Raw genomic sequence first — 26,971 nt, forward strand, 5'->3', positions numbered from 1 at the left:
TGGCTGGCACTATGATTGCCACGCCTCCAGCTGTTTTAATTGATTGTGACCCCGGCATAGATGATTGCCTCGCCTTGATGTATTTGGCGGGTCTTCATCATGCCAGGGAAATTGAGCTGGTGGGAGTTACCACCACAGCCGGCAACGTCGAGGCTTATCAGACTGCGGCCAATGCCCGCTGGATCCTGGATCTATGCTCGCTTGCCGATGTCCCCGTAGCCCCCGGCTTGCCCCGCCCCTTAAAGGTCGATCTCACGACAACCCCTGAGACCCATGGTCCGACGGGGTTGGGCTATGCCACAGCACCTACTACCACGCTGCACCACCGCGATTGGCAGCGACTATGGAAAGAAGTACTAGCCGCTCATCACGATCTGCAGCTGATTGTTACCGGGCCGGTCACCAATCTTGCTGCATTTGAAAATGCCCATAGTGAGGAAGCCGCGCAGTTCGGCGCCATTACTATCATGGGCGGCGCGGTTAACTACCGGGGAAATACCACCCCGACCGCGGAATGGAACTTTTGGGTTGATCCGCATGCCGCCGCCCAGCACTTTCATTCATCTGCCCCGTGCGTTCCCACCACACTATGTTCGCTTGAGCTAACAGAGCAGTTTCTCATCACCCCACAGCGCCTAGAAGCGGTCATGGAATTGTTGCACGGACACCCTATGGCACAAATCCTGCCGGATGTGTTGCGCTACTATTTTGAATTCCACCAGGCGCAGGGGGAAGGCTATCAGGCCCAAATCCACGACCTTTTGACGTGCATGATCGCCTTGGGGCAGATCGACTTTGAGGTTGTAGAAACTACCGTTGATGTCGAAGCGGAATCGCCGCTATTGCGGGGGACGAGCGTTGCGGACTTGCGAAACCACTGGGGCCGGGCCCACAACGCACGACTGGTTACGAGCGCAGATATGGAAGCCGCGCATCAAGAATGTCTGCGGGGGTTTACACTATTGGCTTCACGCTAGTGGCTTTTAAAGAGCAGAACCTCTACTATTATCCGCGGCGCACGTGCCGTACAGGATCGCTTTCCGAGGTGACATAGGAAAGCAGCACCATCCGCGGTCGGCGTATTCTATGCCCTTTTTCTATTTATGGATTTGGATTTTTATTGTGTCACAGCTTTCTCTCACCCCCGCCCGCAAGGCCATGGTCATCGCGGGTGCATTAATTGTAGCCGCGACTTGGATTTACCTGGTGCTTTTGCGCCCCACGGACTGGCATTCTGTTGCTGGTTCGACTGAAGCGCTCGTTACCCTGAGCGGCTATCTTATCGGCGCCGCGCTCCTGCTTGCCGGCACCGTGCCGGCTTTACCAGCGCGAACCATTGCCATCATCCCGGTGGCGCTGGTCCTTAATATTGTCGTTGGTGAAATCATTGGTTCAATCGGCATCCCTCTCTATATCGATTCCGTGGGAACTATCCTGGTAGCCGCGCTTGCCGGTCCCATTGCTGGCTTGGCTACCGGCACGCTGTCTTCTGTCGTGTGGGGCTTGCTCAACCCCGCTGCTTTGCCTTTCGCTGCAGTATCCGCCGCCACGGGATTCCTATCCGGATTCGTCATCAAGAAGGGCGCATTTACCAAGGTATGGTGGGTTATTCTCAGCGGCGCCGTCATAGGCATTGTCTCCGGCATGCTCGCCGCCCCTGTCGCTGCCTTTGTTTATGGCGGTACTGCGGGTCTTGGTACGGGCGCGGTTGTTTCGCTCTTCCGGGAGCTGGGCAATTCCCTTATCGCCTCGGTTACCCTGCAGTCCTTCATCTCAGATCCCCTGGATAAAGCGCTGGTTTTCCTTATCGTCTGGGCAGCGGTAAAAGCTTTGCCGCAACGCACCCGTGAATCGCTGCAACCACGCTGATGAGCCGCCTTCATCCTGCCACCGTAGTTACCATTGCGGCCTGCGGCTGGATCCTTACCTTGGCGCTGAACACCCCAGTGGCGTCGGCAAGCGTCATGCTCGTTGCCCTTGCCTGCGGTACTGTATCTACCCGCAACGCCTCCGTGATTTTGACTACGATTGCACTGAGCGTGCCAGCGGCCCTTTCCATGCTGGTCATTCATGCTCCCTACGGGGACACCCCAGTTGCGCCTCTGCTTACTGCCGACGGCCTGATGCTCGCCGGTAGCCTCAGCCTCCGCTTCTGTGCGCTCATGGCCTGCTTCATCGCAGCAATGGCGGCGCTGCGCATCGCGGATATCGCCAAATGGCTGCAAGTCTCCCGCGCCGGACACAAGGTGGCGTATGTGGTGGGTTCCTCCCTCCAGACCTTGCCCCAAGGTGCGCATGCCTGGCGATGCGTCCGTGAAGCCAACCAATTGGCCGGAATCACCATAACCTGGCGCAATACTATCTCTCGCGTCATTATTCCTGTCATCGCTCGCCTCCTCATCCAAGGAACTCAACGCGGCCAAGCCCTGGCCGCCATCGGGTTCGACCAGGAAGGGCAACGCAGCTTATTGCGGCCCGTTGCCGATTCCAGGTTGTCCCGAGTCTTACGCTTCCTCATCCCGCTAGTGTGCCTTGCGGTGGTGATTGCTAGATGGATCTAGCCCACCTTCGCCCCACCCCTGGGGCCATCATCCAGGTACTCGTCGATCCTGATAAAGCAGTAGAAGATGTTGCGGCGCAGCTAGCGGAATCTTTATCCACCGCAGCAATCATCGGCACGGATGCTTCCGCACAAATTAGTTTCCTGCGCGAGACCTGTATTGAAGAAGTAGTACTTGGCCTGGAAAACGCGGGTGTGCCTGCGGAGGAGATGCAAGTCTGCGGGGAGCATATGCTTAGCGCAGTGGGCCTTTCTGCCTACTGTGAACATGACCCCGCGCAGCTGTCTGGCGGCCAAACTCGCAGATTAGCCGTAGCCTGTGTGGCCATCCGCGAGCCCGCGATCATGATCATTTGTGAACCCGCAGCTGGCCTCGATTCAGAGTCGCGCGCACAAGTGATTAACCTTCTGCAGGCAATGCCGCATACCTGCGTTATTGCGGTATCGAGTACTACCTGGCCAGAGCTAGGCGGAGAAATCATAGGAACAGAACCACTCGTAGCACCCCTCAACCTGCCGCGGGTATATGCGCGCGGGCGGCAGGGGAGCATAGGCCCGCTAATTGCCCAGCGAGGACCAAAGAAGAAAAGGTGGTGGCAATTTTCCCAGCCCACCGGAACAACCTTTAGCGTCGGACCCGTAGAAATCCCCACCGAGGAAGCCGGGGTGACGTGGTTGCGCGGTGATAATGGTAGCGGTAAAACGTCGCTCTTGCGCGCCGCCGCCGGGCTTGATGGCGGGGGAGTTGTACGAAATCTTCCCGCCCTTGCTATGCAGTCGCCGTTTGACCAGGCGGCATTTTCCACAGTGGAGGAATTTGTACCCAATGAAGCTTTGCGCAACCTGCTGGGATTAAATCCTGCTGATCATCCCTTAGATTTGTCATCATCACGCCTGCGGCTTGCGCAAGTGGCCCACGTTATTGGGCAGCACCGCCAGAAGGTGCTGCTCGACGAGCCAGATACCTTGCTTTCCGCCGCGGACCGATGGCTCATGCACCAACTAATCCACTACGGCCTACAGTCCGGCAGTGCCTTAGTGGTTACTTGCCATGATCCGCAGTTTGTGGCGGAAATATCAACCTATGCCCAAGTCACGGAAAAGAAATTACCGTCACCGCGCCGCTGAGCACATGCAAAAAGCTCCCGGCTATTGTGTGTTTCGAGTAACAAGCAGCCGGGAGCAGGACTGTTCAGACGGGATTAAGACAGATCCGCCTGACCGCCACGGATAGATTGCTCTACTAAGTCAAGGACTTTTTCCAGCTCTGCGGTTTCGCCCAAGGCGAGCCGGTTGATGAACCCATCCATAAACACCTCTAGATAGATAGCTAAGGTGTCGATATCAACATCATCGCGCAGGCGGCCCTTGTCCGCATTGGCCGCCAAGCGTGCGCGTACGGCCTCGCCACGAACCGACTGGTTTTCCTTCCACCTAGCGGCGAAGGAAGGATCAGTGCGGAGGAGGGATGTGATTTCCAAGCGAGTGGCTAGCCAATCGTGACGCTCAGGATGTTGGAGCATCTCACGCATAACCTCAACCAAGCCATTGTGGGCTACGACCTCGGCCTGACGAGCGGCATCTTCTTGCGCCAAGGCAAGAAAGAGAGACTCTTTGTCACCAAAGTGGTGAAAGATTGCGCCGCGGGACTTGCCCGTTGCCTGTTCTAGTAGACGAACTGTAGCTCCCTCGTACCCGTGCTCTGCAAAACACCGGCGAGCGCCTACGAGAATGTCGTGCCGACGGCGGCTGAGTTCAGATTCGCTGACGATTGGCATGGTAGGCAACTCTCCTTAATGGGGAACGTCTAAAGAATAATAAATCAGTAATTTTGAATAAGAATAAAATCTATGCGACGAAACGCGGGGCCGCAGCGCCCTCTACTGGGGAGGGCGGTGCAACCCCGCGTTATCGACCGAACCTAGGCCCTTAGCCCCTTAAGGGGGGGCTTAAGGATTGTGCGAAAAGCGCCTAGCTCTTGACCATCTGGCGCAGGACGTACTGCAGGATGCCGCCGTGGCGGAAGTAGTCAGCCTCACCCGGGGTGTCAATGCGGACGTCAGCGTCAAACTCGACGGTTTCGCCGGACTCCTTGGTGGCGGTGACGTGGACGGTCTTCGGGATGGAGCCTTCATTGAAGGCGGTGATGCCCTCAATATCGAAGGATTCAGTGCCATCCAGTCCCAAGGACTCGTGGGACTCGCCCTGTGGGAACTGCAGTGGGATAACGCCCATGCCGATCAGGTTGGAACGGTGGATGCGCTCGAAGGACTCAGTGATTACAGCCTTTACGCCAAGCAGGTTGGTGCCCTTTGCAGCCCAGTCACGGGAGGAACCAGTGCCGTATTCCTTACCAGCGATGACTACCAGCGGAATGCCGGCTTCCTTATAGTTCTGGCAAGCGTCGAAGATGAAGGCCTGTGGGCCGCCTTCCTGGGTAAAGTCACGGGTGTAGCCACCAGTGACATCGACCAGCTGGTTAGCCAGGCGAATATTCGCAAAGGTACCGCGCATCATAACCTCGTGGTTACCACGGCGAGAGCCCAGGGAGTTGTAGTCCTTGCGTGCAACGCCGTTTTCATCAAGGTACTGCGCAGCTGGGGTGCCTGGCTTAATAGCGGAAGCGGGGGAGATGTGGTCGGTAGTGACGGAATCGCCGAGCTTCGCCAGAACGCGCGCACCCTTGATGTCTTCAAGCGGGTTTGGCTCGGTAGGCATGCCATCGAAGTAAGGAGCCTTGCGGATGTAGGTGGAATCCTCATCCCACTTGAAGGTCTCGCCTTCCGGCACATCCAAGTTGCGCCAGGCATCGTCGCCCTTGAAGACGTCGGCGTAGTCAGCCTCGTACATCTCACGAGAGATGGCAGACTGAATGGTGTCCTCGATCTCCTGCGGGGATGGCCAGATGTCCTTCAGGTAGACATCGTTGCCTTCCTTATCCTGGCCTAGGGGCTGTGCATCAAAGTCAAAGTCCATGGTGCCGGCAATGGCGTAGGCAATGACCATGATTGGGGAGGCCAAGTAGTTCATCTTGACGTCCGGAGAGATGCGGCCCTCGAAGTTGCGGTTACCGGAAAGAACCGCGGTGGCGGCAAGGTCATTTTCATTGATGGCTGCAGAAACCTCATCCGGCAATGGGCCGGAGTTACCGATACAGGTGGTGCAACCGAAACCGGAGAGGTAGAAGCCCATTGCCTCGAGGTCCTTCCAGAGATCTGCACGCTGGAAGTAACCATCAACAACCTGGGAACCAGGGGCACAGATGGTCTTAACCCACGGCTTGGACTGGAGGCCCTTTTCTGCTGCCTTGCGAGCAATAAGGCCTGCGCCCACCATCACGGATGGGTTAGAGGTGTTGGTACAGGAAGTGATGGAGGCGATAGCGACCATGCCGTGGTCCAAGGTGAACTCGCCACCATTCTGGGACTCAACGGTAATCGGGTTGGAGTGACGGCCCTTTGCGCCAATAGCGGAGGACTCGCCGTGGCCTTCGCGGGCCTTGTTCAAACCGCCGGTGACGTCTTCCATGGCCGGAGCGCCGCCTTCTGCGGACATGCGCCTTGCCTCAACAGAGGTTTCATCGACGCAAACCTCGTCGGTGGTGTAGTTAGCCAAATCCTTGCGGAACTGCTCCTTGGCCTCGGTCAGCAGGATACGGTCCTGCGGGCGCTTTGGACCAGCAATGGAAGGAACGACGGTGGACAGGTCCAGCTCGAGGTACTCGGAGTACTTTGCCTCCGGGGCATCCTCTTCCAGCCACATTCCCTGCGCCTTGGCGTATGCTTCAACGCGGTCGATCTGCTCCTGTGGGCGGCCGGTGAGCTCGAGGTACTTGGTGGTCTCCTCATCAATTGGGAAGATTGCCGCGGTGGAACCGAACTCAGGGGACATGTTGCCGATGGTGGCGCGGTTAGCCAGCGGAACGGACTTGACGCCGTTGCCGTAGAATTCTACGAACTTCTGGACAACGCCGTGCTCGCGCAGCATCTCAGTGATGGTAAGTACGACGTCGGTTGCGGTGACGCCGGTGGGAATCTCACCGGTCAGCTTGAAGCCGACGACCTTCGGGATGAGCATGGATACCGGCTGTCCAAGCATCGCAGCCTCTGCCTCGATGCCGCCAACGCCCCAGCCAAGAATGCCCAGGCCGTTTTCCATGGTGGTGTGGGAGTCGGTACCGATACAGGTATCAGGGTAAGCAAGGCCCTCGTTGTCGAATACAACGCGGGACAGGTACTCGATATTTACCTGGTGGACGATGCCGGTTCCTGGAGGTACAACGCGGAAGTTGGAGAAGTTCTCAGCACCCCAGCGAAGGAACTGGTAGCGCTCTTCGTTGCGCTGGTACTCAATTTCAACGTTCTTTTCCAGCGCATCGGTGGAGCCGAAGGCCTCAACGATGACGGAGTGGTCAATAACCATCTCAGCTGGGTTGAGCGGGTTGACCTGATCCGGAGTACCACCCAAGGCAGAGACAGCCTCACGCATGGTAGCAAGGTCAACAACGCAAGGAACGCCGGTGAAGTCCTGCATGAGGACGCGTGCTGGGGTGAACTGGATTTCGGTGTCTGGCTCTGCTTCCGGGTCCCAGTTTGCCAGGGCGTTGATGTGGTCCTTGGTTACGTTCTTGCCGTCCTCATGGCGCAGCAGATTCTCTGCTAGCACCTTGAGGGAGTAAGGCAACTTCTCCAAGCCGGAGACGGAGTTGATGTCAAAGTAGTCATAAGACTTGCCGTTGACGTCAAGGGTCTTCTTGGCCTCGAAGGAGTTCAAGCTTTCAGTCACAGGGAGCTCCATTCCTTGTTGATAAACAGTGTGTTCTGTTTGGTACTCGTCGTCTGTCGTTACCGCGGGTCGGTGCTCCGCGTCTACGGTCACTATTGTGACAGGACGCGACCATGGGGCCCGCAGTGCTGAAGGCGACAAAGAACGCGATGGTTCACCTAGATATTGTAGAGGCTAAAACCTTCGGTCGCTGCCATTGTAACAGTACAAGCGTTCTGTTTCACCTTTTCGGAAAAACTGGCGAGTTGAGGAGTTGGGTCGCCTCAAGCTGCCCGTATCTTGGGGGAGAAGTAGTTTAGGGGCCCTATATATAAGGAAGGGATTCGCATGGTTCCCGCAGGGGTAGATATTTCTGACTTGGCGAATCAGCTCAAAGAGGATGGCGTGGCCTATACGGCCACGGCGCTTAGCCACGATGCCTCACTCAATGCGGATGTGAGCAAGGGGTTGCGGGACGGCGACGGTGTTGCCGTAGTTGATGTGATGGACGTTCGGGCCCCCGACGTCCGCGACATTGCCCAAGAGCTTCAAGATGCCACGGGGTTGAACACGGTCATTGTCCAGACCCCACAGCATGTCTCTTCGGTTAGTGATACTTATAGTCGAGCCGATATTGAGTCAGTACAGGCGCAACTGGCGCCCGGGCTTGACCAGGTGGACCTACTGACTAAGTACTACGGGGGACTAGACCAAATCAGCTTCCCGGTGGCAACAATTGTGGGAGCGGTTGCTGTGATTGCTGTGCTTGTCTTGGTTAGCTCTTTTGTGGTGGCAAGCCGACGCAAGTCTGAAGGGCTGTAAGCGGACCCCAGGGGTATTAAAGGCAGGGCGCCTCGACATTGAGCGCAGGATCCGAGATTCCAAGTAACGCCTCTTGAACAAGGTGGAGACTGTAGGAAAATAGGTTTGTTCGAAAAAGTTTCGGATAAGTAGCTGAAACTTTTGCGAACCGTTTTAAGAGGAAAGTAATTTACGTAAAGACCACCAGGGGATGGGGTAGAGGTGCCGGGCGGCGATGAACAAGTTGCTGTCTCGTTTATCCGTAGGAGTAATGAAGGCGTCTAAAACTTGGGCGCCGAAGCAGGGCCCATATCCGATGACAAAACGATTAGGGGTGTCGGTGAAAGGTTCGGGAAGAGCAGGGGAGGGGGTAAGGTAAACTCTTAGGGGTTGACTCGGGGTGGGGGAGTGGCCGGTTTGCTTCCATACTGTCCGCAGGGGCCGGTTTGAAGCGTGTGTCTATCCAGTTGGTGCGTGACTAAAATCACAATAACGGGATGGTAACAAAATCATTGCAGGTTAGGTGCCCATGTTGAGTCATGTGAATTAACTTGACTCACGTGAATTGCGGGAAAATTGTGCGAAACGGGCGTGTCGTGACGTAAGGTTCGGATGTCGACTCAGGGGACATTTCTTGCTTCCTGGGTTCATGGGCTTAGCCTTGACTGTCACGAGAGAACTCGCACGGGTATGTGGGGAAGCACGCCTCGAGCGAATGATGGAACATCGAGTGGCCGTTCTTGGAAGTCAATGAACCGGGCTCCATCGAAAGAGATTGGGGATGCAAGTTAAAAACTTGAGCGATTGCAATGTTCGAAAAAATTAAACATCAACCCACCTTCCGTTTATGAGGTGAGACGGGTTCATTAGAACTCCACCGTGTGGAACTTTTGGTGCGAATCTTTCGATAGGGCAGAGCGCGAAGCTCAGAGCCACGAAAGGGGCGCACGGATAGGTCCATAGGGTTTTGGGGCTAGGAACTCCTATTCACTCCGCCAGGGCCAGCTTCGTGTGGCCTGTTCATGGTTTGTGGCTGCTTGCCCTCGACGGCTCAGGATTGTTTTAAAGGGCTAGACCTTTTAACAAAGTCAGCCGGCGCCGCGGCGAGTCATGCCAGAACCCGTAGAGCAGCTCTCACGGCGCTCAGTGCAATAGAACGTGATCGGGGCATGCGGAATCTTGGGTTGTAAAACGCATCCTGGAACGTATGTCGCAAATATCGCGAACGAGTAAGTGGACTTCGCAGTCATGGGAACTTCTGCTGTGAACAAAGGATATGTGTAGACCTTTTGCGCCAGCCTGTTGATTTTGGGCGAGTAGTCTTTTAATCAATTCAGCCGGATCCAAAGGTGTCTGATTTTCGCTGTTGTGGGGAAACAGTAGCGATTTAAGGCAGACGGCTGGAATGCGATAAAGGTCAGGTTTTCCAGTTACAGCACGAAAAGTCCCTGGACTGTTGGGTGGTCCATAGAAACAACACGCCCGGAGTGAAGTCTCAGCCAATTGAGGCAGTCCATAACCATTTACCCCTCTAGTGTCTACGGGCGCTTGAGAATAGCTTCGCGTACCTATCTTTATCATCTCGAGGCGATTTTCTAGTTACCCCGGTTAGACATGCGATAACGCCTGCGTTTGTGCGAAAAGGCAGGCGGGGAGCCCGGGCATTCCTATGCCCAGAAGCGTTCATGGGCACTTCTTAAAGGAACTGTGTGGGTCCAATCTAGGAGTATTTCAGTGGCCACCATTCGCCTTCCGCGCATTCGACATGTTCGCGCTTTCTTTGCTGCAGTAGTAGGTACCGCAGCCGTATCAACTCTTTCTACCGTAGCGCCAGCAGGCGCCGATGATTCACCGGCGGACAATGCTGGTGTAATCCAAGCACACGACTCAGAGCGTGCGGCAATTGACCGCGCGGTTAACAACGCAGACTCTTTGCAGGGGGCAGTTGAGGCTTCGCGTGCAGAGCTAAGTCGAGCGGAAGCTGATGTCGCTGAAGCCGAGGATCGTATCGCTCGGATCCAGAGCCAAATGGAACAAGTTAGCGACGATCCAGGGGCGAATGAAGAGTACCTTGCTAGCCTGCAGGGCGAGTTGGATCAGGCAGACAAAGACAAGCGAGATGCCGAGAATCGTGCGGTGCAAGAGCGTCGAGAGCTAGCACAAAATGAGGCTCGACTGAACGCTACCCAACGGTTTGCGGAGGCAACTTTTGCTCGCCAGCAGGGAGCGGAATCCCAGGAGGTAAACGAAAGCGGTCTTCAGCTCTCTCAGCAGGACACGCTTGATACAGGCCTAAATCCAGTTAATGAGCTTGACGATCAAAGGACTTCCGACGCCTTTACAGTCAACCCTGAAAACTTGACCGAAGAAATCAAGTCACAGACCTTTACCGACGAGGTTGTTGGAGAGGGTGCCCCGCAGGTTTCTGCTGCCCCGAACGCGTCCAATGATTCGGAAGCGCGAGGCGCTATCAACCAGGGTGGTACCGCTCCGGAAGCTGAATTTGGAAACGCCCTCAATCAGGGTGCTACACCAACGTTCCAGAACGTTGACTTCACCACTGGGTCCTCTGTAAATGATGCGCTCGGACTTGCGAATGACATCGCTGCTGCAGTTGATGAGGACGATGTGCGCACCCTCATGCAAAGCTCATCTGACTTGCTTGGATTGGGAAGCCCGAACACTGCACCCGCTGCTAGCGCAGATGCGCCTGAGGCAGACGGGGTGACGGAGTCCGATGATGCTATTGCGGGCGCAGATGCTGGGCGTGATGCTCAGATTGAGGCCGTCATTTCCCGTGCTGAATCTCAGGTTGGTGTGCCTTATGTTTGGGGCGGCGGCGATAACAATGGTCCTACCGGTGGGCTCCGAGATGGCGGAGTGGCTGACTCTTTCGGTGATTTCAACAAGTCGGGCTTCGATTGCTCTGGCCTCGTAAAGTACGCCTACGCGGCAGCTGGCCTGGACCTGCCTCACTACACTGGCGCACAGTACCAGCAGGGTAAGAAGGTTCCTCGTGACAACGCGAAGCGCGGTGACCTTATCTTCTACGGTCCTGGTGGCAACCAGCACGTAGCTATCTACCTAGGTGACGGCCAAATGATTGAAGCGCCACAGTCTGGTCAGACTGTTTCAGTAGTTCCAGTTCGCTGGGGTGGCGCTACTCCCGACGTCGTGCGCCTTCTCTAATCTCCAACTTTTGGTTGGTATTGTTTAGGGCATGACTGACGCACAACAGAATGCCCAAAACTTCGACGCCCTCCTCGTCCTTTCTTTCGGTGGCCCGGAAGGAAACGAGGAGGTCGTTCCGTTTTTGGAGAACGTTACCCGTGGTCGAGGCATTCCTCGCGAACGGCTTGAAGTAGTGGGTGAGCACTATTATCACTTCGGAGGCGTAAGTCCGCTCAATGCGCTCAACCGTGAAATTATCGAGCATGTCCAAGGTGAGCTGAAAAAACGCGGACATAATCTACCGGTTTATTTCGGCAACCGGAATTGGCATCCCTTTGCCAACGAGACCGCAGAACAGATGTCTCGGGACGGTATCCGTAAAGTAGCTGTGTTTGCCACCTCCGCATGGGGTGGGTACTCCGCGTGCCGGCAATATGACGAAGATATTCAGCGCATGCGCGAGCATCTGGCGCAGCAAGGCCTGCCGGAGATTGAATTTACGAAGATTCGTCAATTCTTTGATCATCCGAAATTTGTGGCCGAAATGGCCACTGCCGTAACGGAGGTCTGGGAACAAGTTTCAGCTGATAAGGAGCGGACTACCCGGCTTTTGTTCACCGCGCATTCTGTCCCCGTTGCGCACGATAACGTTGGCGGCGCGGAAGGCGATAAAAACCTCTACTCCCGTCAGGTGGCCGAGGCGGCGCGGTTGGTGGCGTTGCAGGCCGGTATTTCTGATTATGACCTTGTATGGCAGTCACGCTCAGGCAATCCACGCACTCCGTGGCTAGAGCCCGACATTGTTGATCACACCACTGAGATTCACCACAACGAAGGTATCGACACGGTTGTGGTCTGCCCAATTGGTTTCATCTCCGACCATATGGAGGTTATTTGGGATCTCGATTCCGAGCTGCAGAAGGCGGCCGAGGATATGGGGGTCAGGGTCGTGCGTACCCGTACTGTAGGCCCGACTTCTCGGTTTGCAGAAATGGTGGTTGACCTAATAGAAGAGCTGGAGCATGGCCGCGAGAAGGAAACCAGCGGGCAGGTGACCGTGCAAGGGTGCACGCTCAATGGTGCGCCGTGTGCCGCGGGATGTTGCGATATTTGGTCTCTTTAACGCGCGAACTCTCCGAGTGCATAGGCAACTCCCGTCATGCGGGCCTGCCGGATGTGGCGCCACAGGCGAAGTAATTGCGGGTCAAGGCTGTGATCGTTGATGCGGTCGGTAACCGTTTCGATGATCGCGGCGACTCGGTCGGCGCGGGCGAAGAGTTTGGCTGCTCGGGCCGGCGTTGATTGGGGAAGGCCGGGGGTGTCATAAAAGTCGCTTAAAGTTCCCACGGTGAGGCGGGGGTTGGGCAGTGCTTCAGTGCTATACCCAGTTACGGTGATAAGGTCAGCGGATTCATTGGTTGCCTGAGCAAGCAGTGCGTCGGCTTCCCCAGGGCTCAGCCAGGCGGGGGCAGGGAGCTGCTGCTTTTCGACGATCACCTGCCACGCGGTGTGGCTGCTATGGATATGAGGTATGAGGACTAAGTTGCGCGTGGGATTATTGGTGCGAACTATGATTGCTCCGGCGGAACTTTGGATAGCTGCGTGATAGGACTCCGATCCTGCGGGTAGGGCAGGGGGCTCTCCCGGCCCGGAAAGTGCGAGGCGTACAACGGGTTCCGCGCGCTCACCGCGCTTCGCGGTAAGTTCAGCGGTCTCTGCGCGCAGCATCGCCAGCACATCGACGAACGGTGCTTCATCCACACTCTCCGGACGCCCGCCCAGTTTCTTAAGAGCATCTAGCAAATCATCGGTGGTTTCGTGTCCCCACAGCCACGAGCCCAGCCAGACAGCAGTGTTTTGTAAAAGTGACCATACTTCGGCGCGCATATCCATGGCGAGCCAGTCTAATAGATAGACTAACGGGCCATGAGTTTTGATCCTTATGGCGGAGACATATTTGCTGGCCACTCGCGGTCGAAGCCGCGTCAATATCCTGAGGTGCCAGCTGAGCCCGGAATGGTAGTGGAAGTACGTGGTGACGACTTTGTGGGTGCTGTCATGGGGGTGGATAAAACCGTTTTCGGTGAGGTAGTTCGCCTTGAGGATCGCCACGGTGTGGAACGCGTTTTTAATTTGGTCAAAGGGGGGTTCCTAGTGGAGGGTAAGCCGGTTACGCTTACCCGATACGTCGAAAAGCAGGCACCCCGCAAATCCAACTCCGGTTCCCGCCGCGTAGAAAACGTCGAGGCTAAAGTCGCCGCGCCCTCGCGCATTTGGGTGGAAGGCGTCCACGACGCCGCTATTGTGGAAAAGGTGTGGGGCCACGACCTACGCGTGGAAGGCGTAGTGGTGGAATACCTTGAAGGCCTGGACAATTTGGAAGACCGCTTGGCGGAATTTCAGCCCGGACCCGGCCGCAGGGTAGGTGTGTTGGCTGACCATCTCGTCCAAGGTTCCAAGGAAACCCGGTTAACGGAAACCGTGGGAGAGCATGTCCTAGTCACTGGTCATCCATTCATCGATATTTGGGCAGCGGTGAAACCGCAGCGCGTGGGATTGCGTGCCTGGCCAGAAGTACCTTATGGCGAGGACTGGAAGACCGGAATTTGCAGGCGCGTGGGTTGGAGCGACCCTAAGGACGGCTGGCGTCATGTGTATAACGCCGTGCATTCTTTCCGGGACTTAGATTCCAGTCTGATTGGCGCGGTGGAGCGCCTCGTGGACTTCGTTACGACGCCCGAACTGAGCAAGTCTGATTTGCTCTAAGGTTGGGAAAGATTGGCGCGTTCAATCAGGTTGACGGCCAACTGCCATCCAGCCAACTCCGCGCTCCAACCGGCCGCCTGGAGGCGCTGCGACATGGCTTGTTTAGAAATCCCTAGCTCTTCGGCGGCCTCATTTTGGTTCAGTCCAGCACGCACCAGTGAGGTAGCCTCGCGCCCCTCGATGGTGCGCTTGTGCAAAACATATCCCAGCAGGGCAAAGGTGGCCGCGATATCGCTTGCCTCGGAAGCGCGGCCACGCTTGTTGATCTTGGCGTAGACCTGGCCCATACGGGCGGACTTCCGCAACGCGGCGGTAGCTATTTGGCGTGCCCCCTCCTCATCTTCTTGGTTGCCGGGGCTTATACCGATGCCGATGGCCCAGTCGCCGTCGGCAAGCAAGGCCATGACGACGTCGCAGACGGCCGTTGCTGAATCAACTACGGCGCAAATATCTTCCACACCAAGCACATGGAACTCTCCAACGCCAGAAAGAGTTGATAGGGCCGACGCAGAACGCTGGACCAACTCTGCACGACGCACGGAACGGCCACGGTAGCGGGCGTGGACAGCAAGCATGGAAAACCTCCCTTTAAGAACCTAATGCGAAATAGTCTACCGCTCGAACTTGACTTAAGGGCGAGTGGGAAGCCGCGAATCCATATACAGCCCGCTCGCTCCAATCGCAGCGAAAACCACCATAGCGAGGACGATGCCGGGAGAGGTATGTCCGGTGAGGGTATCGCCGAAGAACACGCCCAAAGCCGTAGTAGGTATAGAACCGACAAGGGTGGCCAAGGTGAAGTGGCTGAGCTTTACCGGAGTAAGGGCAGCAACGTAATTCAGGAGGCTAAATGGGACGCCGGCTACCATCCGGAGGGAAGCGATGGCCAGCCACCCGCGCCGCTCGAGATGCGCGTTGATTGTGAACACTGCGGGATGGGTCAGGTGCGGGCGGATCCAGGCTCCGAGGAGCTTGCGAACGATAAGAAAGGACAAAGCCGCTGATACCGTCAAGGCGCACAGGGAAAGCGCGAGTCCCTTCCACGGGCCAAATAATAGTCCTGCGGCTACCGTCCAGAAGGTTCGAGGAAAGGGAAACTGGGTAAATATGACATAACCTAGGGCGAAGATGAAGGGGAACCATGCGCCAAATCGGGTGGAGGCATCACGCAGGCGAGCCACATCCGGCAGATCGTAGAAATAAAGCACGGCGAGGAGGGCGACTACTGCAGCGAGAACGGCTATCCAACGCTGCACGGTCCACCGCTGGATTGAGTGCCAAGCGGACCGAGTGAGCGAAAGCAGGAAGTGGCCGAAATTGCGCACCCAACTCAGAAATGTGGTCATGGGGAAATCGTAGTCCTTGAGGGAGTGCAGGATAGAAAAATCCGGCGGCTACCTCGTGGTAACCGCCGGAAGTCTGTGCCCGAGGGGGGACTTGAACCCCCACGTCCGTTAATAGGACACTAGCACCTCAAGCTAGCGCGTCTGCCATTCCGCCACCCGGGCAGGGTGTTTGTCAGCCTCTCGGCTGGGCACTCCGATACTGTATCTTGCGTGGGGTGTGCATTACAAATCGCCAGCGTAGGGCGCCGAAAAGTCCATCCGTGAAGGGCGGTGAAATACATAGGTGTAATCCGGCCTAAGCGTCGTACTGGGGTACGACTGTAGTGTGACCATGGCGTGCGGTTACACCACATCGACATCGCCTTGTGAGGTGGGGTACAAATGGGTCTATGACTTCTTATGCAGATGACTCCCGCTTCCCTGGACCAGATCCCTACGCACCGCTGCGTGATGTTCCTTCCTTTGTTCTTTCTTCCACCGACGTGGTCGAAGGCGATGAGCTGCAAGAAAAGCTTCGCGCTCCGGAAAGCGTTTCCCCTCAGCTTGCGTGGTCCGGTTTGCCTGAAGGCACTAAGTCCCTGGCTGTGACCTGTTTCGACCCGGATGCACCCACCGCTTCTGGTTTCTGGCACTGGGCGGCCTTCAATATCCCCGTTGAGGTAAGCGAGTTGCCTACCAATGCTGGTGCTGCAGAAGACCTAGGTATTGACGGTGTTATTAGCTTGCGCAACGATTCGGGCGAGCGCACCTACTATGGCGCCAACCCGCCTGCCGGTCACGCACCTCACCGCTATCTGTACGCAGTCCATGCAGTAGACGTGGAGAAGCTCGATATCGACCCAGATGCAACCCCGACTGTGCTCGGTTTCAACCTGCATTTCCACGCGCTCGGCCGTGCCATTTTGTGGGGCTGGTACGAGGCAAAGTAATGGCAAGTAGCTCTAGTGCATCGCAGGCTAGCCCTCCGGCCACTCTGCGGGTCGGCGGCGCCTTCATGGTGGTCGCATTCGTGCTGGCTCTCTTCGCGCTAATCTCTGTCTTTAAGGATGGCTGGGGAGCCGACTTCGCATGGACGTATTCGAATGTGGCTATTGTTGCTGCCGCGTTCCTCGTCGGGGCCTTTAGCACCATGAGTAAAGGCCAGGCGGGAAGCCGCGCCCAGGTTGTGGCATTAGTGGTTGCGATCGTAGTCATTGCGGCGAGCCGCTTCTTACCCGGCGGGATTTTATTTACCCAAGCGCAGTTTTGGGTGGTGTTCTACGCCGGCTTCGCAGTCCTGTGCGCACTTATTCTCAGGCGCAGCGCTATGGCGCAAGCCTAGCCAGTGCCGTGTTTAGTCAATGAAAGTCCGCCCCCAGCTGCTTAGGGTAGAGCAGTTGGGGGCGGACTATCTTGTTCAACGAAGAGTCTCTATAGGGATTGATCCACGGGTTTCCATGGCAGGCCAGAGCCAACCGCTTGGGAAATATTGCGCAAGCCGTGGGCGCGGATTTGGGCGGCAATGCCACGGTGGATATCGCGGATCCAATCCGGACCGCCATAGATGAGGCCGGTGTAGCCCTGCAACAAGGAAGCGCCGGAAGTGATGCGTTCCCACGCCTGCTCCGGCGTGGAGATACCACCGACGGAGATGAGGGTGAGCTGGCCTCCGACACGCCCATTGAGACGGCGCAGCACCTCCAGAGAGCGCTCGGCTACTGGGGGACCAGATACGCCACCGGCCCCCATTTCCGCTACCTCGGCAGGAGGGGTCTTGAGCCCCTCGCGGGAAATGGTGGTATTGGTCGCTACGATACCGTCGAGACCGAGTTCAAGGGCTAGGTCTGCCACTGCATCTACGTCGGAATCCGAAAGATCGGGAGCGATTTTCACCAACACTGGAACGGCGGTGCACTCTTGCACGGCAGAAAGAATGGGGCGCAGCGACTCCACTGCTTGTAGGTCGCGCAGGCCCGGGGTATTCGGCGAGGAAACGTTGACTACAAGGAAGTCAGCCAAGTCGCCCAATACGGAAGCAGAGCGGCGGTAATCTTCCACAGCGTGCTCGGCAGGGGTGACTTTAGTCTTGCCAATATTAATGCCAATAACATCGCTGTAGCGGCGCTTGCGGAGGTTTTCTGCAGCGGCCGCTGCACCCTCATTGTTAAACCCCATGCGGTTCAAGATGGCCTTATCGGCCTTTAGGCGAAAAAGTCGCGGCGCAGGATTTCCCGGCTGTGCTTGGGCGGTGACGGTGCCCAACTCCGCGAAACCGAAGCCAATCGGGGACCAGGTATCAGCAGCGGCGGCATTTTTATCAAACCCTGCAGCTAGTCCCAGTGGGCGGGGAAACTCTACGCCAAAGACCTCTTGGCGGAGCACCGGATCGTTGACCGGCAGCACCTTTGCCAAGGCCCGGTTGGCCGGACCAGCCGCCTGGAGTCCACTCAGTGCGGTGTTGATAATTCCGTGGATTCGCTCCGGGCTAAGCTGAAACATGCCACGCAATGCCACTTGGTAGGCCTGCGCGCGCAGTCGATCGATAGTGCTGGTCATGGTGTTAAGACTCCTTCTTCAGGTGCGGGGTGTCCACGAACTGGAGGCCGTGGCCGGTGGCAGAGGCGGCGACGAAGGTGCCATTGTTAAGTACGGCAATGTTTTGTGCATCTGGCACGGTAGAGATATCTCCGCGCAGTTCCGGAACACCTTTATTTATCTCATAGGCATGAGCCTTGTTCGTATCCGTGGCGCTGACCCACGCCAGGTTGTGCTCCTTGTCCCAAGCTACGCCCCATGGGGTGCCATTGACGTTGCCGTATTGGTGCAGGCGAACGACATCATCGGAAGTGTAGATAGCCAAGCGTCTGCCCTCAGTATCGGAGGCAAGAACAACGCCATTGTCGCCCACCGCGATGCTTCCTACACCCTGGCCAACGCGCAGTCGACCGCCCGCGCGATCATTAGTCCAATCCACGTTTTGAATGGTGGAATCCTCGCGGTGAATGCGTACCACTCCATCATCACCCGTGGAATTGGGCGCGGCTAATAGCTGGTCCGAGCCGGCTTCGACCTCGATGTCACCTTCGCGTTTGCCGTCTTTATAAATGCCAACGGAGCTGGAATCGGCTGAGGTAGCAAAGATCTCGCCGCTGGAAAGCTGGGTGGCAGCAGTAACAGGAGTCTCCTCCTCCATACGGACCTCCTCGGGAGAATCCGGGGAAGAGGGATCGATGAGCAGGACCTTTTCCGGGCAGGCCAGTACAAAGCCCGACGACGATGAACTTAGATCGCCGCACTCCGCAGAAATGTCTAAAGCAGTTGCCTTATGGCCCGCAAACTCATTCTGGCTGCCGATAAGGAGCTGGTCCTTAGTGCGCACCGCAAGCGAGTTATCGACAGCAGCAAGGTCTGTGATGTCTTCCTTAAGGTCTACGACGGTGCCTTCCGGGTCTGCCTTGGCGGGCGAGGCCGCCGGGGTGGCATTGCCCTTGACCGCGGTTTCCGGATCGGCGCCCACGCCCACATCGGGCTGGCAGGCGGCCAGTGCGGTGGCGCTAAGCGCCAGCAAACTAGAAAAGATCAGTGCGGAGCCGGATTGAGATTTCACGGCTTCTAATCCTAACAGCGCGCGTTATAAAAACCCGAAGTCGTCTTCCGCTGTAGTGTGAAGCGGGTGATTTCTAATACCGCAACTGACGCTGTTTCTTGGGCGCAGGTCATTGTTTTGTCGATCGTGCAGGGGCTGACGGAGTTTCTTCCGGTAAGTTCCTCCGGTCACCTGCGCATTGTTTCCGAGCTTTTTTGGGGCAAGGACGCCGGCGCATCTTTTACCGCAGTCATTCAGCTGGGTACGGAGCTGGCTGTGCTGGTTTATTTTGCTCCCATGATTTGGCAGATACTTACCGGTTGGTTCCGCGGCTGGACCGATAAGTCCTCTCGTGGCCAGGACTGGCGCATGGGTTGGATGGTTATCGTTGGCTCTATTCCCATTGGAATCATCGGCTACGCCTTCGAAGATGCAATCCGCGGAGCCCTGCGCAACCTGTGGATCACCGCCGCCATGCTGATTGTTTTCTCTTTTGTGTTTATCGCCGCAGAAAAGTTGGGGAAAAAAGAGCGTGGCTTTGAGCAGTTGACTATGAAAGACGCTATCGTGATGGGCCTGTGCCAGTGCTTGGCACTCATCCCAGGCGTTTCTCGCTCCGGCGGCACCATCTCTGGTGGTTTGTTCTTGGGGTTGGACCGCGAGGTGGCCACGCGCTTTAGCTTTTTGCTTGCCATTCCAGCAGTCCTGGCTTCGGGGCTTTTCTCGCTTCCCGACGCCTTTTCTCCCGCAGCCGGCCAATCCGCCACCGGTCTGCAGCTCTTGGTTGGCACTGGCATCGCCTTTGCCTTGGGCTACGCCTCCATTGCGTGGTTGCTGAAGTTCGTGGGTAACCACTCCTTCTCGTGGTTTGCCGCATACCGCATACCCGTTGGTGTACTGGTAATGCTTCTCTTGGCATTGGGAGTCCTACAGCCGCTTTAACAAGCACCGCGTTACTATGGTGGCTATGCAATCTTGGCCATTACCTCCTTTCCGCCCTGTGCCCGGTGAAGCGGCGCAGCTGCGCTTGTACGATTCCGCGAATCAAACCATCGCTCCCGTAGAGGTCGCAGGGGATACCGCCACCATGTACGTGTGTGGCATTACGCCCTATGACTCCACCCACCTGGGCCATGCCGCGACATACTTGACGTTTGACCTTATCTACCGCGCCTTTTTGGACGCCGGAAAGAAGGTCCACTACGTACAAAACATCACCGATGTCGATGATCCACTGTTTGAGCGCGCCGAACGCGATGGGGTGGACTGGCGCGAGCTCGGTACGTCTCAGATTGAGCTTTTCCGCTCCGATATGGAGTTGCTCTCCGTCTTTCCGCCGCAAGATTATGTCGGCGCCATGGAGGCCGTCGATGAAATCGTGGAGATGGTCCAGAAGCTTCTTGACGCTGGTGCGGCCTACGTCGTAGATGATCCCGAACACCCGGATATCTACGCCTCCATCGAGGCCACCGAGCAGTTTGGATACGAGTCCAATTATTCTGCGGCTGAGATGCAGATCTTCTTTGCAGAACGCGGCGGCGATCCAGACCGCCCAGGAAAGAAGAACCCGCTTGATGCACTCATCTGGCGCGCTCACCGCGAGGGTGAGCCCGCTTGGGAATCGCCCTTTGGTCCTGGCCGTCCGGGCTGGCATATTGAATGCTCCGCTATCGCCACCAATCGTTTAGGTTCCACCTTTGATATCCAAGGTGGCGGCAGTGACTTGAAGTTCCCGCACCACGAATTTTCCGCCGCCCACGCCGAGGCGGCCCTTGGCGTGGACCGAATGGCAAAGTTTTATGTGCACACAGGCATGATCGGTCTCGACGGGGTCAAGATGTCTAAGTCCTTGGGCAACCTCGTCTTCGTCCACAAGCTAGTAGGAGCAGGCGAGGAGCCGTCCGCTATCCGCCTGGGCGTCTTCGCTGGGCATTACCGCGATGAGCGGGATTGGTCGGATGAAGTGCTCAAAGAGGCAAAGCACCGGCTGTCCGCGTGGCGGGAAGCAGTGGCTACGCCAGGAAGCATGGCGGGGGCGCAAGGGGTCGTCGCCAAGCTGCGCGCGGCGATCGCCAATGACCTCGATACCCCGGCGGCGCTGGCCGCTGTGGATGAGTGGTCGCAGGCTGAGCGTGGCATAGACGAAGAAGGAGCGGGCGATTTGGTCCGCACTGCACTAAATTCACTCCTCGGCGTGCAGGTTTAGCCAAGATAGGGCAGTATCTACAGCATGAGCATTCGCGCCGATTTCCAGCCCACCCTAGATGAGTTCATAAGTGACCTGAAGTCCTTCGCCACCGGCGATTACCTCAAAGAGGAGGAAAAGGAGTTCTGGGAGGCTCCGTTTGACGCCAGCGTCCTTCCGGAGCTGCGCGGTCACCTTGAGAATATGCTCGATGGGCTGGATGCCCTTCCGGACGATCCAGATGGCCCGCAGCTGGCAACCGTGTTGTCCAAAACCGTTCGCGCGCTGGCCGATTTTAATCGTGCCCAGCACGACGCTGTTCTCGAGCCGGAAGAGAAGGAAGAGCTTTCTGAGCTTATCTACAACGCCTGCGCGGCAACTGGAGCAGATGACGAAGCTCTATCGCACATTCCAGAACTAGACTTTTAGTTCTTGTCCTCCCGCTTTTTAAGCGCCGGCCCGCGGCATAATCGCAGCCTGGCGCTTACTTCTGTGCCCTTAGCGCATGGTCGGTTTCACCACACAGCCTTTTTAAAGAGAAAGTTAGTTTTAGTCTCGTGCAGCACCCCGAAGCCGTTTCTGGTCTGACAAAACCCGCCGCCATTTTCTGGGACATGGATGGCACGCTCACCAATTCGGAGCCGCTTTGGGCGGAGGCAACGTTTTATCTCTCGGAGCTCCTGGGGAAGCGTTTAACTCCTACCCAGCGCCTTGCCACTGTGGGGGCGACTTTTGAAACGACTTTGGGAATCTGCGCAGATAATGCGGGGGTGACACTGCAGCCCGGTGACAGCGATCGATATCGCGCTCGGATGTTTGACTATGTCAAAGGGCTCTTCGCTCGCAAGCTGGAGATTTTTCCCGGCATTCCTGCGTTGCTGCATGAGCTGAAGGCAGATGGCGTGCCAATGATGGTGACGACTAATACCGAGCGCAACGTCGCCGATGCCGCCATTAGCGCGTTGGGGCGGCAGTACTTTGTCGATACCATTTGCGGGGATGAAGTACCTGCCGGGAAACCTGCCCCGGATATGTACCGCGAAGCGGCCCGCCGCATCGGAGCAAAACCCGCGGATTGCTTGGTATTTGAAGATTCTGCAACGGGAATGCGCGCCGCAGTTGATGCTGGCTGTGTAGTCATCGGCTTGCCCGAAGATGACGAGGTGGAGGTTCCGTCGGAGGTCACCGAGGTCTCCCAGCTCCGCAATTCGCGGCACCTCGCCGGTGCTCGGGCCTCCGAGGTCTATGAGTGGTTTAGCAAGATTTCGAAATAGCAGTAGAACTTTAAGGTTTTACTACATTCGCTAACTACCTGTGGAACAATAGGTAAGCGTGAAGAACTTTGATTCCCTTTTTGCTGAACTATCCGAAAAAGCTGCCCAGCGCCCCGCTGGTTCTGGCACCGTTGCCGCTTTGGATAAAGGCGAGCATCACATCGGTAAAAAGATCATCGAAGAAGCCGGGGAGGTGTGGATCGCCGCAGAGTATCAGTCTGATGCTGAGCTAGCAGAAGAAATGTCTCAGCTGCTCTATTGGACTCAGGTCATGATGCTCAAGCGGGGGCTTACCCCAGAAGACATCTACAACTACCTTTAAACAGCGCCCCACGGGACGGAAGGATCCGCATGATAAAAATTGCTGTACCGAACAAAGGCTCACTGTCAGAATCCGCCGTGGACATTCTTTCAGAGGCCGGCTACAAGGGGCGTGGACATTCCAAAACACTCAACGTGGTTGATGCGGATAACGGGGTTGAGTTTTTCTTCTTAAGGCCCAAAGATATCGCCATCTATGTCGCCCGCGGTGTTTTGGATCTGGGTATTACCGGTCGCGATTTAGCTCTCGACTCAAAGGCAGGCTTTGATGAGGTTCTGCCATTAGGGTTTGGAGGATCTACTTTTCGCTATGCAGCCCCGCAGGGGGAGGAGTGGGATATCTCTCAACTGGATGGTCGCCGGATCGCGACCTCTTACCCGAATCTTGTCCGTGCGAACCTTGCCGAGCATGGAATTGAGGCCGATGCTATTCGGCTAGACGGAGCGGTAGAGATCTCCATCCGGTTAGGCGTTGCCGATGTCATTGCTGATGTCGTGTCAACTGGTACTACCTTGCGCCAACAAGGTTTGGCGCCGTTCGGCGAACCGATCATTGAGTCCGAGGCCGTAGTAATCAAGCGCACAGGGGTAGAGGTTAGCGAAGAAGAGCAGGTGGTTCTCGACCGCATGCAGGGAATTTTGCACGCTCGCACCTATTTGATGATCGATTACAACATCGCGCAATCCAACCTCGATGCGGCTGCTGGTACTACTCCCGGGTTGACCGGTCCTACGGTCTCACCTTTGGCGCGTGAGGGCTGGGTGGCGGTGCGCGCGATGGTTCCCAAGAAAAACGCCAACCAAGTCATGGACCGGCTTTCCCAACTCGGCGCAGAGGCGATCTTGGCTTCTGATTTACGCATCGCCCGCTTTTAGGGGGAGCGAATTTTCTGGGTCGGCCCAAATAGATTCAGTCGTGGCTAACATTAGCGCTTGAGGTTACTCATTCGAATATAAGTCTCGACAGGCAAAGGAGCCGAGCCATCATGGCAAAGTCCTCTAAGAAAGAAGAAAAGGACACCAAGTCTGCAGCAAAGGACGTGAAGAAGAAGGAAGCTGATACTTCCACTCACGCTGCACAGCAGAAGGTGGCCGAACAGAAGGCACCTAAGAACTCCAGCAAGAAGACTCGTACCGAGACCGACCTTCTTGGCTCCTTGGAAGTTCCAGCGGACGCTTACTACGGTGTGCACACCGTTCGCGCCATGGAAAACTTTCAGATTTCTTACGTGACCATCAACACCATCCCGCACTTCATTCGCGGCATGGTCCAGGTCAAGAAGGCGGCTGCCATGGCAAACCGTCGCCTTCACGTGTTGCCTAAGAAGAAGGCCGAAGCCATCATCTGGGCCTGTGACCAGATCCTGGAAGAGGGCCGCTGCATGGACCAGTTCCCGCTGGACGTATTCCAGGGTGGTGCTGGTACCTCGCTGAACATGAACACCAATGAGGTCGTTGCTAACCTTGCTTTGGAATACCTTGGTGAGGAAAAGGGTTCTTATGACATCATCAACCCCAATGATGATGTGAACATGTCCCAGTCCACCAACGATGCTTACCCGACCGGTTTCCGCTTGGGTCTGCATGCAGCGGTTGATCACCTCATCGAGCGCATGGATGGCCTGCGCGCCGCGTTCCAGGACAAGGGCAATGAATTCCAGGACATCCTGAAGATGGGCCGTACCCAGCTTCAGGACGCTGTTCCGATGACCTTGGGCGATGAGTTCAAGGGCTTTGCCAATAACCTGAATGAGGAACAAGCATTGCTGCGCGATGCTCAGCGCCGCCTGCTGGAGATCAACCTGGGTGCAACCGCAATCGGCACCGGCGTAAACACCCCTGCCGGCTACCGCCACCAGGTCACCGCAGCCTTGTCTGAGGTTACGGGCTTGGAAATGAAGACCGCACGCGATCTCATTGAAGCAACCTCTGACTGTGGTGCTTACGTGCTGCTGCACGCAACCATCAAGCGAGCAGCGATGAAGCTCGCCAAGATTTGTAATGACCTGCGCCTGCTGTCCTCCGGCCCTCGCGCTGGCCTGGCTGAGATTAATCTGCCAGCCCGCCAGGCTGGCTCCTCCATCATGCCGGGTAAGGTAAACCCGGTTATCCCGGAGGTTGTCAACCAGACCTGCTTCAAGATCTTCGGCAATGACCACGTCGTCACCATGGCCGCTGAGGCAGGCCAGCTGCAGCTAAACGTCATGGAGCCGGTCATCGGCGAAGCACTGTTCCAGTCCATTCGTATCATGGGCAACGCCGTCGATGCGCTGCACGAAAAGTGCGTCACGGGCATCACCGCCAACGCGGATGTGTGCCGCGCCTACGTAGAAAACTCCATTGGTATCGTCACCTACCTGAATCCGTTCATCGGCCACCACAATGGTGATTTGATCGCTAAGGAGTCCTTGGAGACCGGCAAGGGCGTCAAGGAACTCGTCCTAGAGAAGGGCCTGCTGGATGAAGCAACCTTGAACAAGGTTCTGTCCGTAGAAAACCTCATGCACCCAGAGTTCCGAGGCCAGCTCTTCATCGACGAAGACTAAGCCCACAGCGCTTTAGGAGCAGGAGGGCAAAGTGCCCGCGCAGTAGGCCCCCGCAGTTGCCGCCACTTTTACTTCACATGGAAGTAAAAGCAGGCGGAGGCTGCGGGGGTTTGTGCATGGTCAAGGAGCACTATTCACATTCATCTTTTATTCCCTTGTACAGGGACAATGCGTTTAAAATACCGGTCATTTTATAGCGAAATCCGTAAATTATGTGGGAATCAACACAAACAGGCAGTTTGAATGAATAAATCACCACAGCGGGTGCAAAATAGAAGATGTTGAGGACGGCATGCACTCTTTATGGAGATGCGTGCCCATAGTTTGCATAGAGAGCGTATGGAGTACGTCCATGGTTATTGTTCATATAGTCATCGTTCTCGCGGCCATCGTTTTGGGCGCGAGAATTGGATCAATTGGCATCGGTATGGCCGGCGGCCTCGGCGTGTTGGCGCTTGGTCTCACCGGTGTTCCCATTACTAGGGAAGATATCCCCTTCGATGTTATCGGCATCATCATGACCGTCATCGCCGCTATCGCAGCAATGCAGCGAGCTGGCGGTATGGACTATTTGGTGCACATTGCGGAGAAGTTCCTGCGCAAAAACCCAAAGCGGATCACGTTCTACGCGCCAATTGTTACGTGGCTAATGACGGTTCTCGCCGGCACCGGGCACACTGCGTTTTCTACTTTGCCGGTTATCGTCGAGGTGGCCAAAGAAGGTAAGGTTCGTCCTTCGCGCCCGCTATCTATCGCGGTAGTCGCCTCTCAGATGGCAATCTGTGCTTCGCCTATTTCGGCAGCCGTGGTGTTGCTCGCTAGCCTGCTAGAGCCGACTGGGGTGGGCTATTTGCAGGTACTGGCGGTCGTTATTCCGGCAACGTTCTTGTCTATCTTCCCAGCTGCCTGGGTAGCTAATAAGTTTGGCAAAGAGCTTGAGGATGATCCGGTTTACTTGGAGCGCAAGGCACAAGGCCTGGTCAAGGAACCACTCGGCGCAGGGAACTACTCTCCGCAGAAGGGTGCCAAGGCTTCTGTTCTCGTGTTCTTGGTAGCCATCATCATCGTGATGGCGTGGGCCACCCTGACCTCGGAGCAGGTCGGGCTTATCACCGACCCGACCCTTCCACGTAATGAAGCCATTATGACGGTCATGCTCACCGCTGCCACCATCATCGTTATGATGACCAAGGTCCCGGCTGGAGATGTTTTGAATACCCCGGTCTTCAAGTCCGGTATGTCCGCATGTATTTGTGTGCTAGGCGTGGCTTGGCTGGGCACCAGCCTTATCAACCACTACATGGACGATATTCAGTCTCTGGCTGGCAGCGTTATCGAATCTTCGCCGTGGCTGCTCGCAGTGGTACTATTCTTCGCTGCAGCGTTGCTGTACTCGCAGGCAGCTACGACCAAGGCCCTTATGCCGGCAGCCCTTGCCCTGGGAGTAAGCCCCATTACCGCAGTCGCTGCCTTCCCGGCGGTGTCCGCTCTGTTTATCCTGCCGACTTACCCAACCTTGTTGGCAGCAGTGGAGATGGACGATACCGGCTCGACTCGTATCGGCAAGGCCGTATTCAACCACCCATTCCTGATCCCAGGTACGGTCAGCATCGTGCTCTCGGTCCTCTTAGGCTATGCATTCGGTTTCGTCTTCCTATAACTAGAGGAAGTT

At 56.5% G+C, this 26,971-nt stretch carries 25 protein-coding genes and 1 tRNA gene; 18 read left to right on the top strand and 8 right to left on the bottom strand.

Annotated elements, in window-relative coordinates; translation table 11 throughout:
- The first annotated feature begins 11 nt into the window (after positions 1-11).
- The 4 genes from ACLI1L_RS06450 (at position 12) to ACLI1L_RS06465 (ending at position 3,688) form a co-directional block, all read left to right on the top strand.
- Entirely contained in the window at positions 12-977 is a 966-nt protein-coding gene (locus tag ACLI1L_RS06450; protein ID WP_411707159.1) for a nucleoside hydrolase, read from the top strand.
- Between the two features lie 181 nt (positions 978-1,158).
- Positions 1,159-1,869, top strand: a complete 711-nt coding sequence (locus ACLI1L_RS06455) for an ECF transporter S component (protein WP_239206865.1) — start codon at positions 1,159-1,161, stop codon at positions 1,867-1,869.
- The gene (locus tag ACLI1L_RS06460) at positions 1,869-2,561 is read left to right on the top strand and encodes an energy-coupling factor transporter transmembrane component T family protein (protein ID WP_411707160.1); all 693 of its coding nucleotides are present in this window, start codon (positions 1,869-1,871) and stop codon (positions 2,559-2,561) included. The genes ACLI1L_RS06455 and ACLI1L_RS06460 overlap by 1 nt, the downstream gene beginning before the upstream one ends.
- Entirely contained in the window at positions 2,552-3,688 is a 1,137-nt protein-coding gene (locus ACLI1L_RS06465; RefSeq protein WP_411707161.1) for an ABC transporter, read from the top strand. The genes ACLI1L_RS06460 and ACLI1L_RS06465 overlap by 10 nt, the downstream gene beginning before the upstream one ends.
- Before the next feature lie 74 nt (positions 3,689-3,762).
- Here ACLI1L_RS06465 and ACLI1L_RS06470 read toward each other — a convergent pair whose 3' ends face one another.
- Positions 3,763-4,338: a TetR/AcrR family transcriptional regulator gene (locus ACLI1L_RS06470; protein ID WP_394285853.1), complete on the bottom strand. Its 576-nt coding sequence runs from the start codon at positions 4,336-4,338 to the stop codon at positions 3,763-3,765.
- Positions 4,339-4,531: 193 nt separating this feature from the next.
- Complete coding sequence (gene can / locus ACLI1L_RS06475) at positions 4,532-7,345, bottom strand: aconitate hydratase (protein ID WP_208612432.1); 2,814 nt, start codon at positions 7,343-7,345, stop codon at positions 4,532-4,534.
- 327 nt (positions 7,346-7,672) lie between these two features.
- Between can and ACLI1L_RS06480 the strand changes: the two genes are divergently transcribed.
- The 3 genes from ACLI1L_RS06480 to ACLI1L_RS06490 all read left to right on the top strand — a co-directional run bounded on the left by ACLI1L_RS06480 (position 7,673) and on the right by ACLI1L_RS06490 (position 12,419).
- The gene (locus ACLI1L_RS06480) at positions 7,673-8,146 is read left to right on the top strand and encodes a DUF6676 family protein (RefSeq protein ID WP_086587660.1); all 474 of its coding nucleotides are present in this window, start codon (positions 7,673-7,675) and stop codon (positions 8,144-8,146) included.
- 1,713 nt (positions 8,147-9,859) lie between these two features.
- On the top strand, positions 9,860-11,314 hold the full coding sequence (locus ACLI1L_RS06485) for an NlpC/P60 family protein (RefSeq protein WP_411707162.1): 1,455 nt from the start codon (positions 9,860-9,862) through the stop codon (positions 11,312-11,314).
- A gap of 31 nt (positions 11,315-11,345) precedes the next feature.
- Positions 11,346-12,419, top strand: coding sequence for a ferrochelatase (locus ACLI1L_RS06490; RefSeq protein WP_411707163.1), 1,074 nt, complete (start codon positions 11,346-11,348; stop codon positions 12,417-12,419).
- Here the strand turns inward: ACLI1L_RS06490 and ACLI1L_RS06495 are convergent.
- Entirely contained in the window at positions 12,416-13,189 is a 774-nt protein-coding gene (locus ACLI1L_RS06495; RefSeq protein WP_411707164.1) for a hypothetical protein, read from the bottom strand. The two genes, ACLI1L_RS06490 and ACLI1L_RS06495, sit on opposite strands and share 4 nt — an antisense overlap.
- A gap of 33 nt (positions 13,190-13,222) precedes the next feature.
- Between ACLI1L_RS06495 and ACLI1L_RS06500 the strand changes: the two genes are divergently transcribed.
- On the top strand, positions 13,223-14,062 hold the full coding sequence (locus ACLI1L_RS06500) for a DUF3097 domain-containing protein (protein ID WP_086587664.1): 840 nt from the start codon (positions 13,223-13,225) through the stop codon (positions 14,060-14,062).
- Here the strand turns inward: ACLI1L_RS06500 and ACLI1L_RS06505 are convergent.
- From ACLI1L_RS06505 to ACLI1L_RS06515, 3 genes are all read right to left on the bottom strand, one after another.
- Positions 14,059-14,637 (bottom strand): MarR family transcriptional regulator, encoded by a 579-nt coding sequence (locus ACLI1L_RS06505; RefSeq protein WP_411707165.1) that lies wholly within the window; start codon positions 14,635-14,637, stop codon positions 14,059-14,061. The genes ACLI1L_RS06500 and ACLI1L_RS06505 overlap by 4 nt on opposite strands.
- Positions 14,638-14,691: 54 nt before the next feature.
- On the bottom strand, positions 14,692-15,408 hold the full coding sequence (locus ACLI1L_RS06510; protein WP_411707166.1) for a TVP38/TMEM64 family protein: 717 nt from the start codon (positions 15,406-15,408) through the stop codon (positions 14,692-14,694).
- 76 nt (positions 15,409-15,484) lie between these two features.
- Positions 15,485-15,570 (bottom strand) — tRNA-Leu (locus ACLI1L_RS06515).
- Between the two features lie 227 nt (positions 15,571-15,797).
- On the opposite strand from ACLI1L_RS06515, the gene ACLI1L_RS06520 reads away from it, so the two are divergent.
- Together ACLI1L_RS06520 and ACLI1L_RS06525 are read left to right on the top strand one after the other, a co-directional pair.
- Positions 15,798-16,337 (top strand): YbhB/YbcL family Raf kinase inhibitor-like protein, encoded by a 540-nt coding sequence (locus ACLI1L_RS06520; RefSeq protein ID WP_086587667.1) that lies wholly within the window; start codon positions 15,798-15,800, stop codon positions 16,335-16,337.
- Entirely contained in the window at positions 16,337-16,729 is a 393-nt protein-coding gene (locus ACLI1L_RS06525; protein WP_086587668.1) for a hypothetical protein, read from the top strand. Before ACLI1L_RS06520 ends, ACLI1L_RS06525 begins: the two co-directional genes overlap by 1 nt.
- An 89-nt stretch (positions 16,730-16,818) precedes the next feature.
- Here ACLI1L_RS06525 and ACLI1L_RS06530 read toward each other — a convergent pair whose 3' ends face one another.
- Positions 16,819-17,943, bottom strand: a complete 1,125-nt coding sequence (locus tag ACLI1L_RS06530) for a quinone-dependent dihydroorotate dehydrogenase (RefSeq protein ID WP_086587669.1) — start codon at positions 17,941-17,943, stop codon at positions 16,819-16,821.
- Positions 17,944-17,947: 4 nt separating this feature from the next.
- Positions 17,948-18,994, bottom strand: coding sequence for a hypothetical protein (locus ACLI1L_RS06535; RefSeq protein WP_411707167.1), 1,047 nt, complete (start codon positions 18,992-18,994; stop codon positions 17,948-17,950).
- A gap of 66 nt (positions 18,995-19,060) precedes the next feature.
- On the opposite strand from ACLI1L_RS06535, the gene ACLI1L_RS06540 reads away from it, so the two are divergent.
- The 8 genes from ACLI1L_RS06540 to ACLI1L_RS06575 all read left to right on the top strand — a co-directional run bounded on the left by ACLI1L_RS06540 (position 19,061) and on the right by ACLI1L_RS06575 (position 26,959).
- Positions 19,061-19,915, top strand: a complete 855-nt coding sequence (locus ACLI1L_RS06540) for an undecaprenyl-diphosphate phosphatase (RefSeq protein ID WP_034655355.1) — start codon at positions 19,061-19,063, stop codon at positions 19,913-19,915.
- Between the two features lie 25 nt (positions 19,916-19,940).
- Positions 19,941-21,179: a cysteine--1-D-myo-inosityl 2-amino-2-deoxy-alpha-D-glucopyranoside ligase gene (gene mshC, locus ACLI1L_RS06545; RefSeq protein ID WP_411707168.1), complete on the top strand. Its 1,239-nt coding sequence runs from the start codon at positions 19,941-19,943 to the stop codon at positions 21,177-21,179.
- A gap of 24 nt (positions 21,180-21,203) precedes the next feature.
- Positions 21,204-21,587: a hypothetical protein gene (locus ACLI1L_RS06550; protein ID WP_411707169.1), complete on the top strand. Its 384-nt coding sequence runs from the start codon at positions 21,204-21,206 to the stop codon at positions 21,585-21,587.
- A 128-nt stretch (positions 21,588-21,715) separates the two neighbouring features.
- Entirely contained in the window at positions 21,716-22,432 is a 717-nt protein-coding gene (locus ACLI1L_RS06555) for an HAD family hydrolase (RefSeq protein WP_411707170.1), read from the top strand.
- Positions 22,433-22,490: 58 nt separating this feature from the next.
- A complete protein-coding gene (locus ACLI1L_RS06560; RefSeq protein ID WP_086587673.1) occupies positions 22,491-22,754 on the top strand; it encodes a phosphoribosyl-ATP diphosphatase in 264 nt (87 codons plus the stop codon).
- Between the two features lie 29 nt (positions 22,755-22,783).
- On the top strand, positions 22,784-23,629 hold the full coding sequence (gene hisG, locus ACLI1L_RS06565; RefSeq protein ID WP_411707171.1) for an ATP phosphoribosyltransferase: 846 nt from the start codon (positions 22,784-22,786) through the stop codon (positions 23,627-23,629).
- A gap of 110 nt (positions 23,630-23,739) precedes the next feature.
- The gene (gene aspA / locus ACLI1L_RS06570; protein WP_023027852.1) at positions 23,740-25,299 is read left to right on the top strand and encodes an aspartate ammonia-lyase; all 1,560 of its coding nucleotides are present in this window, start codon (positions 23,740-23,742) and stop codon (positions 25,297-25,299) included.
- A 352-nt stretch (positions 25,300-25,651) separates the two neighbouring features.
- A complete protein-coding gene (locus ACLI1L_RS06575; protein WP_086587675.1) occupies positions 25,652-26,959 on the top strand; it encodes an anaerobic C4-dicarboxylate transporter in 1,308 nt (435 codons plus the stop codon).
- Positions 26,960-26,971: the final 12 nt, after the last annotated feature.

The sequence above is a fragment of the Corynebacterium sp. LaCa117 genome, assembly GCF_046717765.1.
GTDB classification, from domain to species: Bacteria; Actinomycetota; Actinomycetes; order Mycobacteriales; family Mycobacteriaceae; genus Corynebacterium; species Corynebacterium kefirresidentii.

Excerpts from the sequence above, each read along its gene's own strand:
- ACLI1L_RS06500 (WP_086587664.1), top strand. The coding sequence starts at position 13,223 with ATGAGTTTTGATCCTTATGGCGGAGACATATTTGCTGGCCACTCGCGG.
- ACLI1L_RS06480 (WP_086587660.1), top strand. The coding sequence starts at position 7,673 with ATGGTTCCCGCAGGGGTAGATATTTCTGACTTGGCGAATCAGCTCAAA.
- ACLI1L_RS06575 (WP_086587675.1), top strand. The coding sequence starts at position 25,652 with ATGGTTATTGTTCATATAGTCATCGTTCTCGCGGCCATCGTTTTGGGC.
- ACLI1L_RS06455 (WP_239206865.1), top strand. The coding sequence starts at position 1,159 with ATGGTCATCGCGGGTGCATTAATTGTAGCCGCGACTTGGATTTACCTG.
- hisG (WP_411707171.1), top strand. The coding sequence starts at position 22,784 with ATGATAAAAATTGCTGTACCGAACAAAGGCTCACTGTCAGAATCCGCC.
- ACLI1L_RS06505 (WP_411707165.1), bottom strand. The coding sequence starts at position 14,637 with ATGCTTGCTGTCCACGCCCGCTACCGTGGCCGTTCCGTGCGTCGTGCA.
- aspA (WP_023027852.1), top strand. The coding sequence starts at position 23,740 with ATGGCAAAGTCCTCTAAGAAAGAAGAAAAGGACACCAAGTCTGCAGCA.
- ACLI1L_RS06470 (WP_394285853.1), bottom strand. The coding sequence starts at position 4,338 with ATGCCAATCGTCAGCGAATCTGAACTCAGCCGCCGTCGGCACGACATT.
- mshC (WP_411707168.1), top strand. The coding sequence starts at position 19,941 with ATGCAATCTTGGCCATTACCTCCTTTCCGCCCTGTGCCCGGTGAAGCG.
- ACLI1L_RS06465 (WP_411707161.1), top strand. The coding sequence starts at position 2,552 with ATGGATCTAGCCCACCTTCGCCCCACCCCTGGGGCCATCATCCAGGTA.
- ACLI1L_RS06490 (WP_411707163.1), top strand. The coding sequence starts at position 11,346 with ATGACTGACGCACAACAGAATGCCCAAAACTTCGACGCCCTCCTCGTC.
- ACLI1L_RS06510 (WP_411707166.1), bottom strand. The coding sequence starts at position 15,408 with ATGACCACATTTCTGAGTTGGGTGCGCAATTTCGGCCACTTCCTGCTT.
- ACLI1L_RS06495 (WP_411707164.1), bottom strand. The coding sequence starts at position 13,189 with ATGGATATGCGCGCCGAAGTATGGTCACTTTTACAAAACACTGCTGTC.
- ACLI1L_RS06525 (WP_086587668.1), top strand. The coding sequence starts at position 16,337 with ATGGCAAGTAGCTCTAGTGCATCGCAGGCTAGCCCTCCGGCCACTCTG.
- ACLI1L_RS06520 (WP_086587667.1), top strand. The coding sequence starts at position 15,798 with ATGACTTCTTATGCAGATGACTCCCGCTTCCCTGGACCAGATCCCTAC.
- ACLI1L_RS06550 (WP_411707169.1), top strand. The coding sequence starts at position 21,204 with ATGAGCATTCGCGCCGATTTCCAGCCCACCCTAGATGAGTTCATAAGT.
- ACLI1L_RS06530 (WP_086587669.1), bottom strand. The coding sequence starts at position 17,943 with ATGACCAGCACTATCGATCGACTGCGCGCGCAGGCCTACCAAGTGGCA.
- ACLI1L_RS06450 (WP_411707159.1), top strand. The coding sequence starts at position 12 with ATGATTGCCACGCCTCCAGCTGTTTTAATTGATTGTGACCCCGGCATA.
- ACLI1L_RS06460 (WP_411707160.1), top strand. The coding sequence starts at position 1,869 with ATGAGCCGCCTTCATCCTGCCACCGTAGTTACCATTGCGGCCTGCGGC.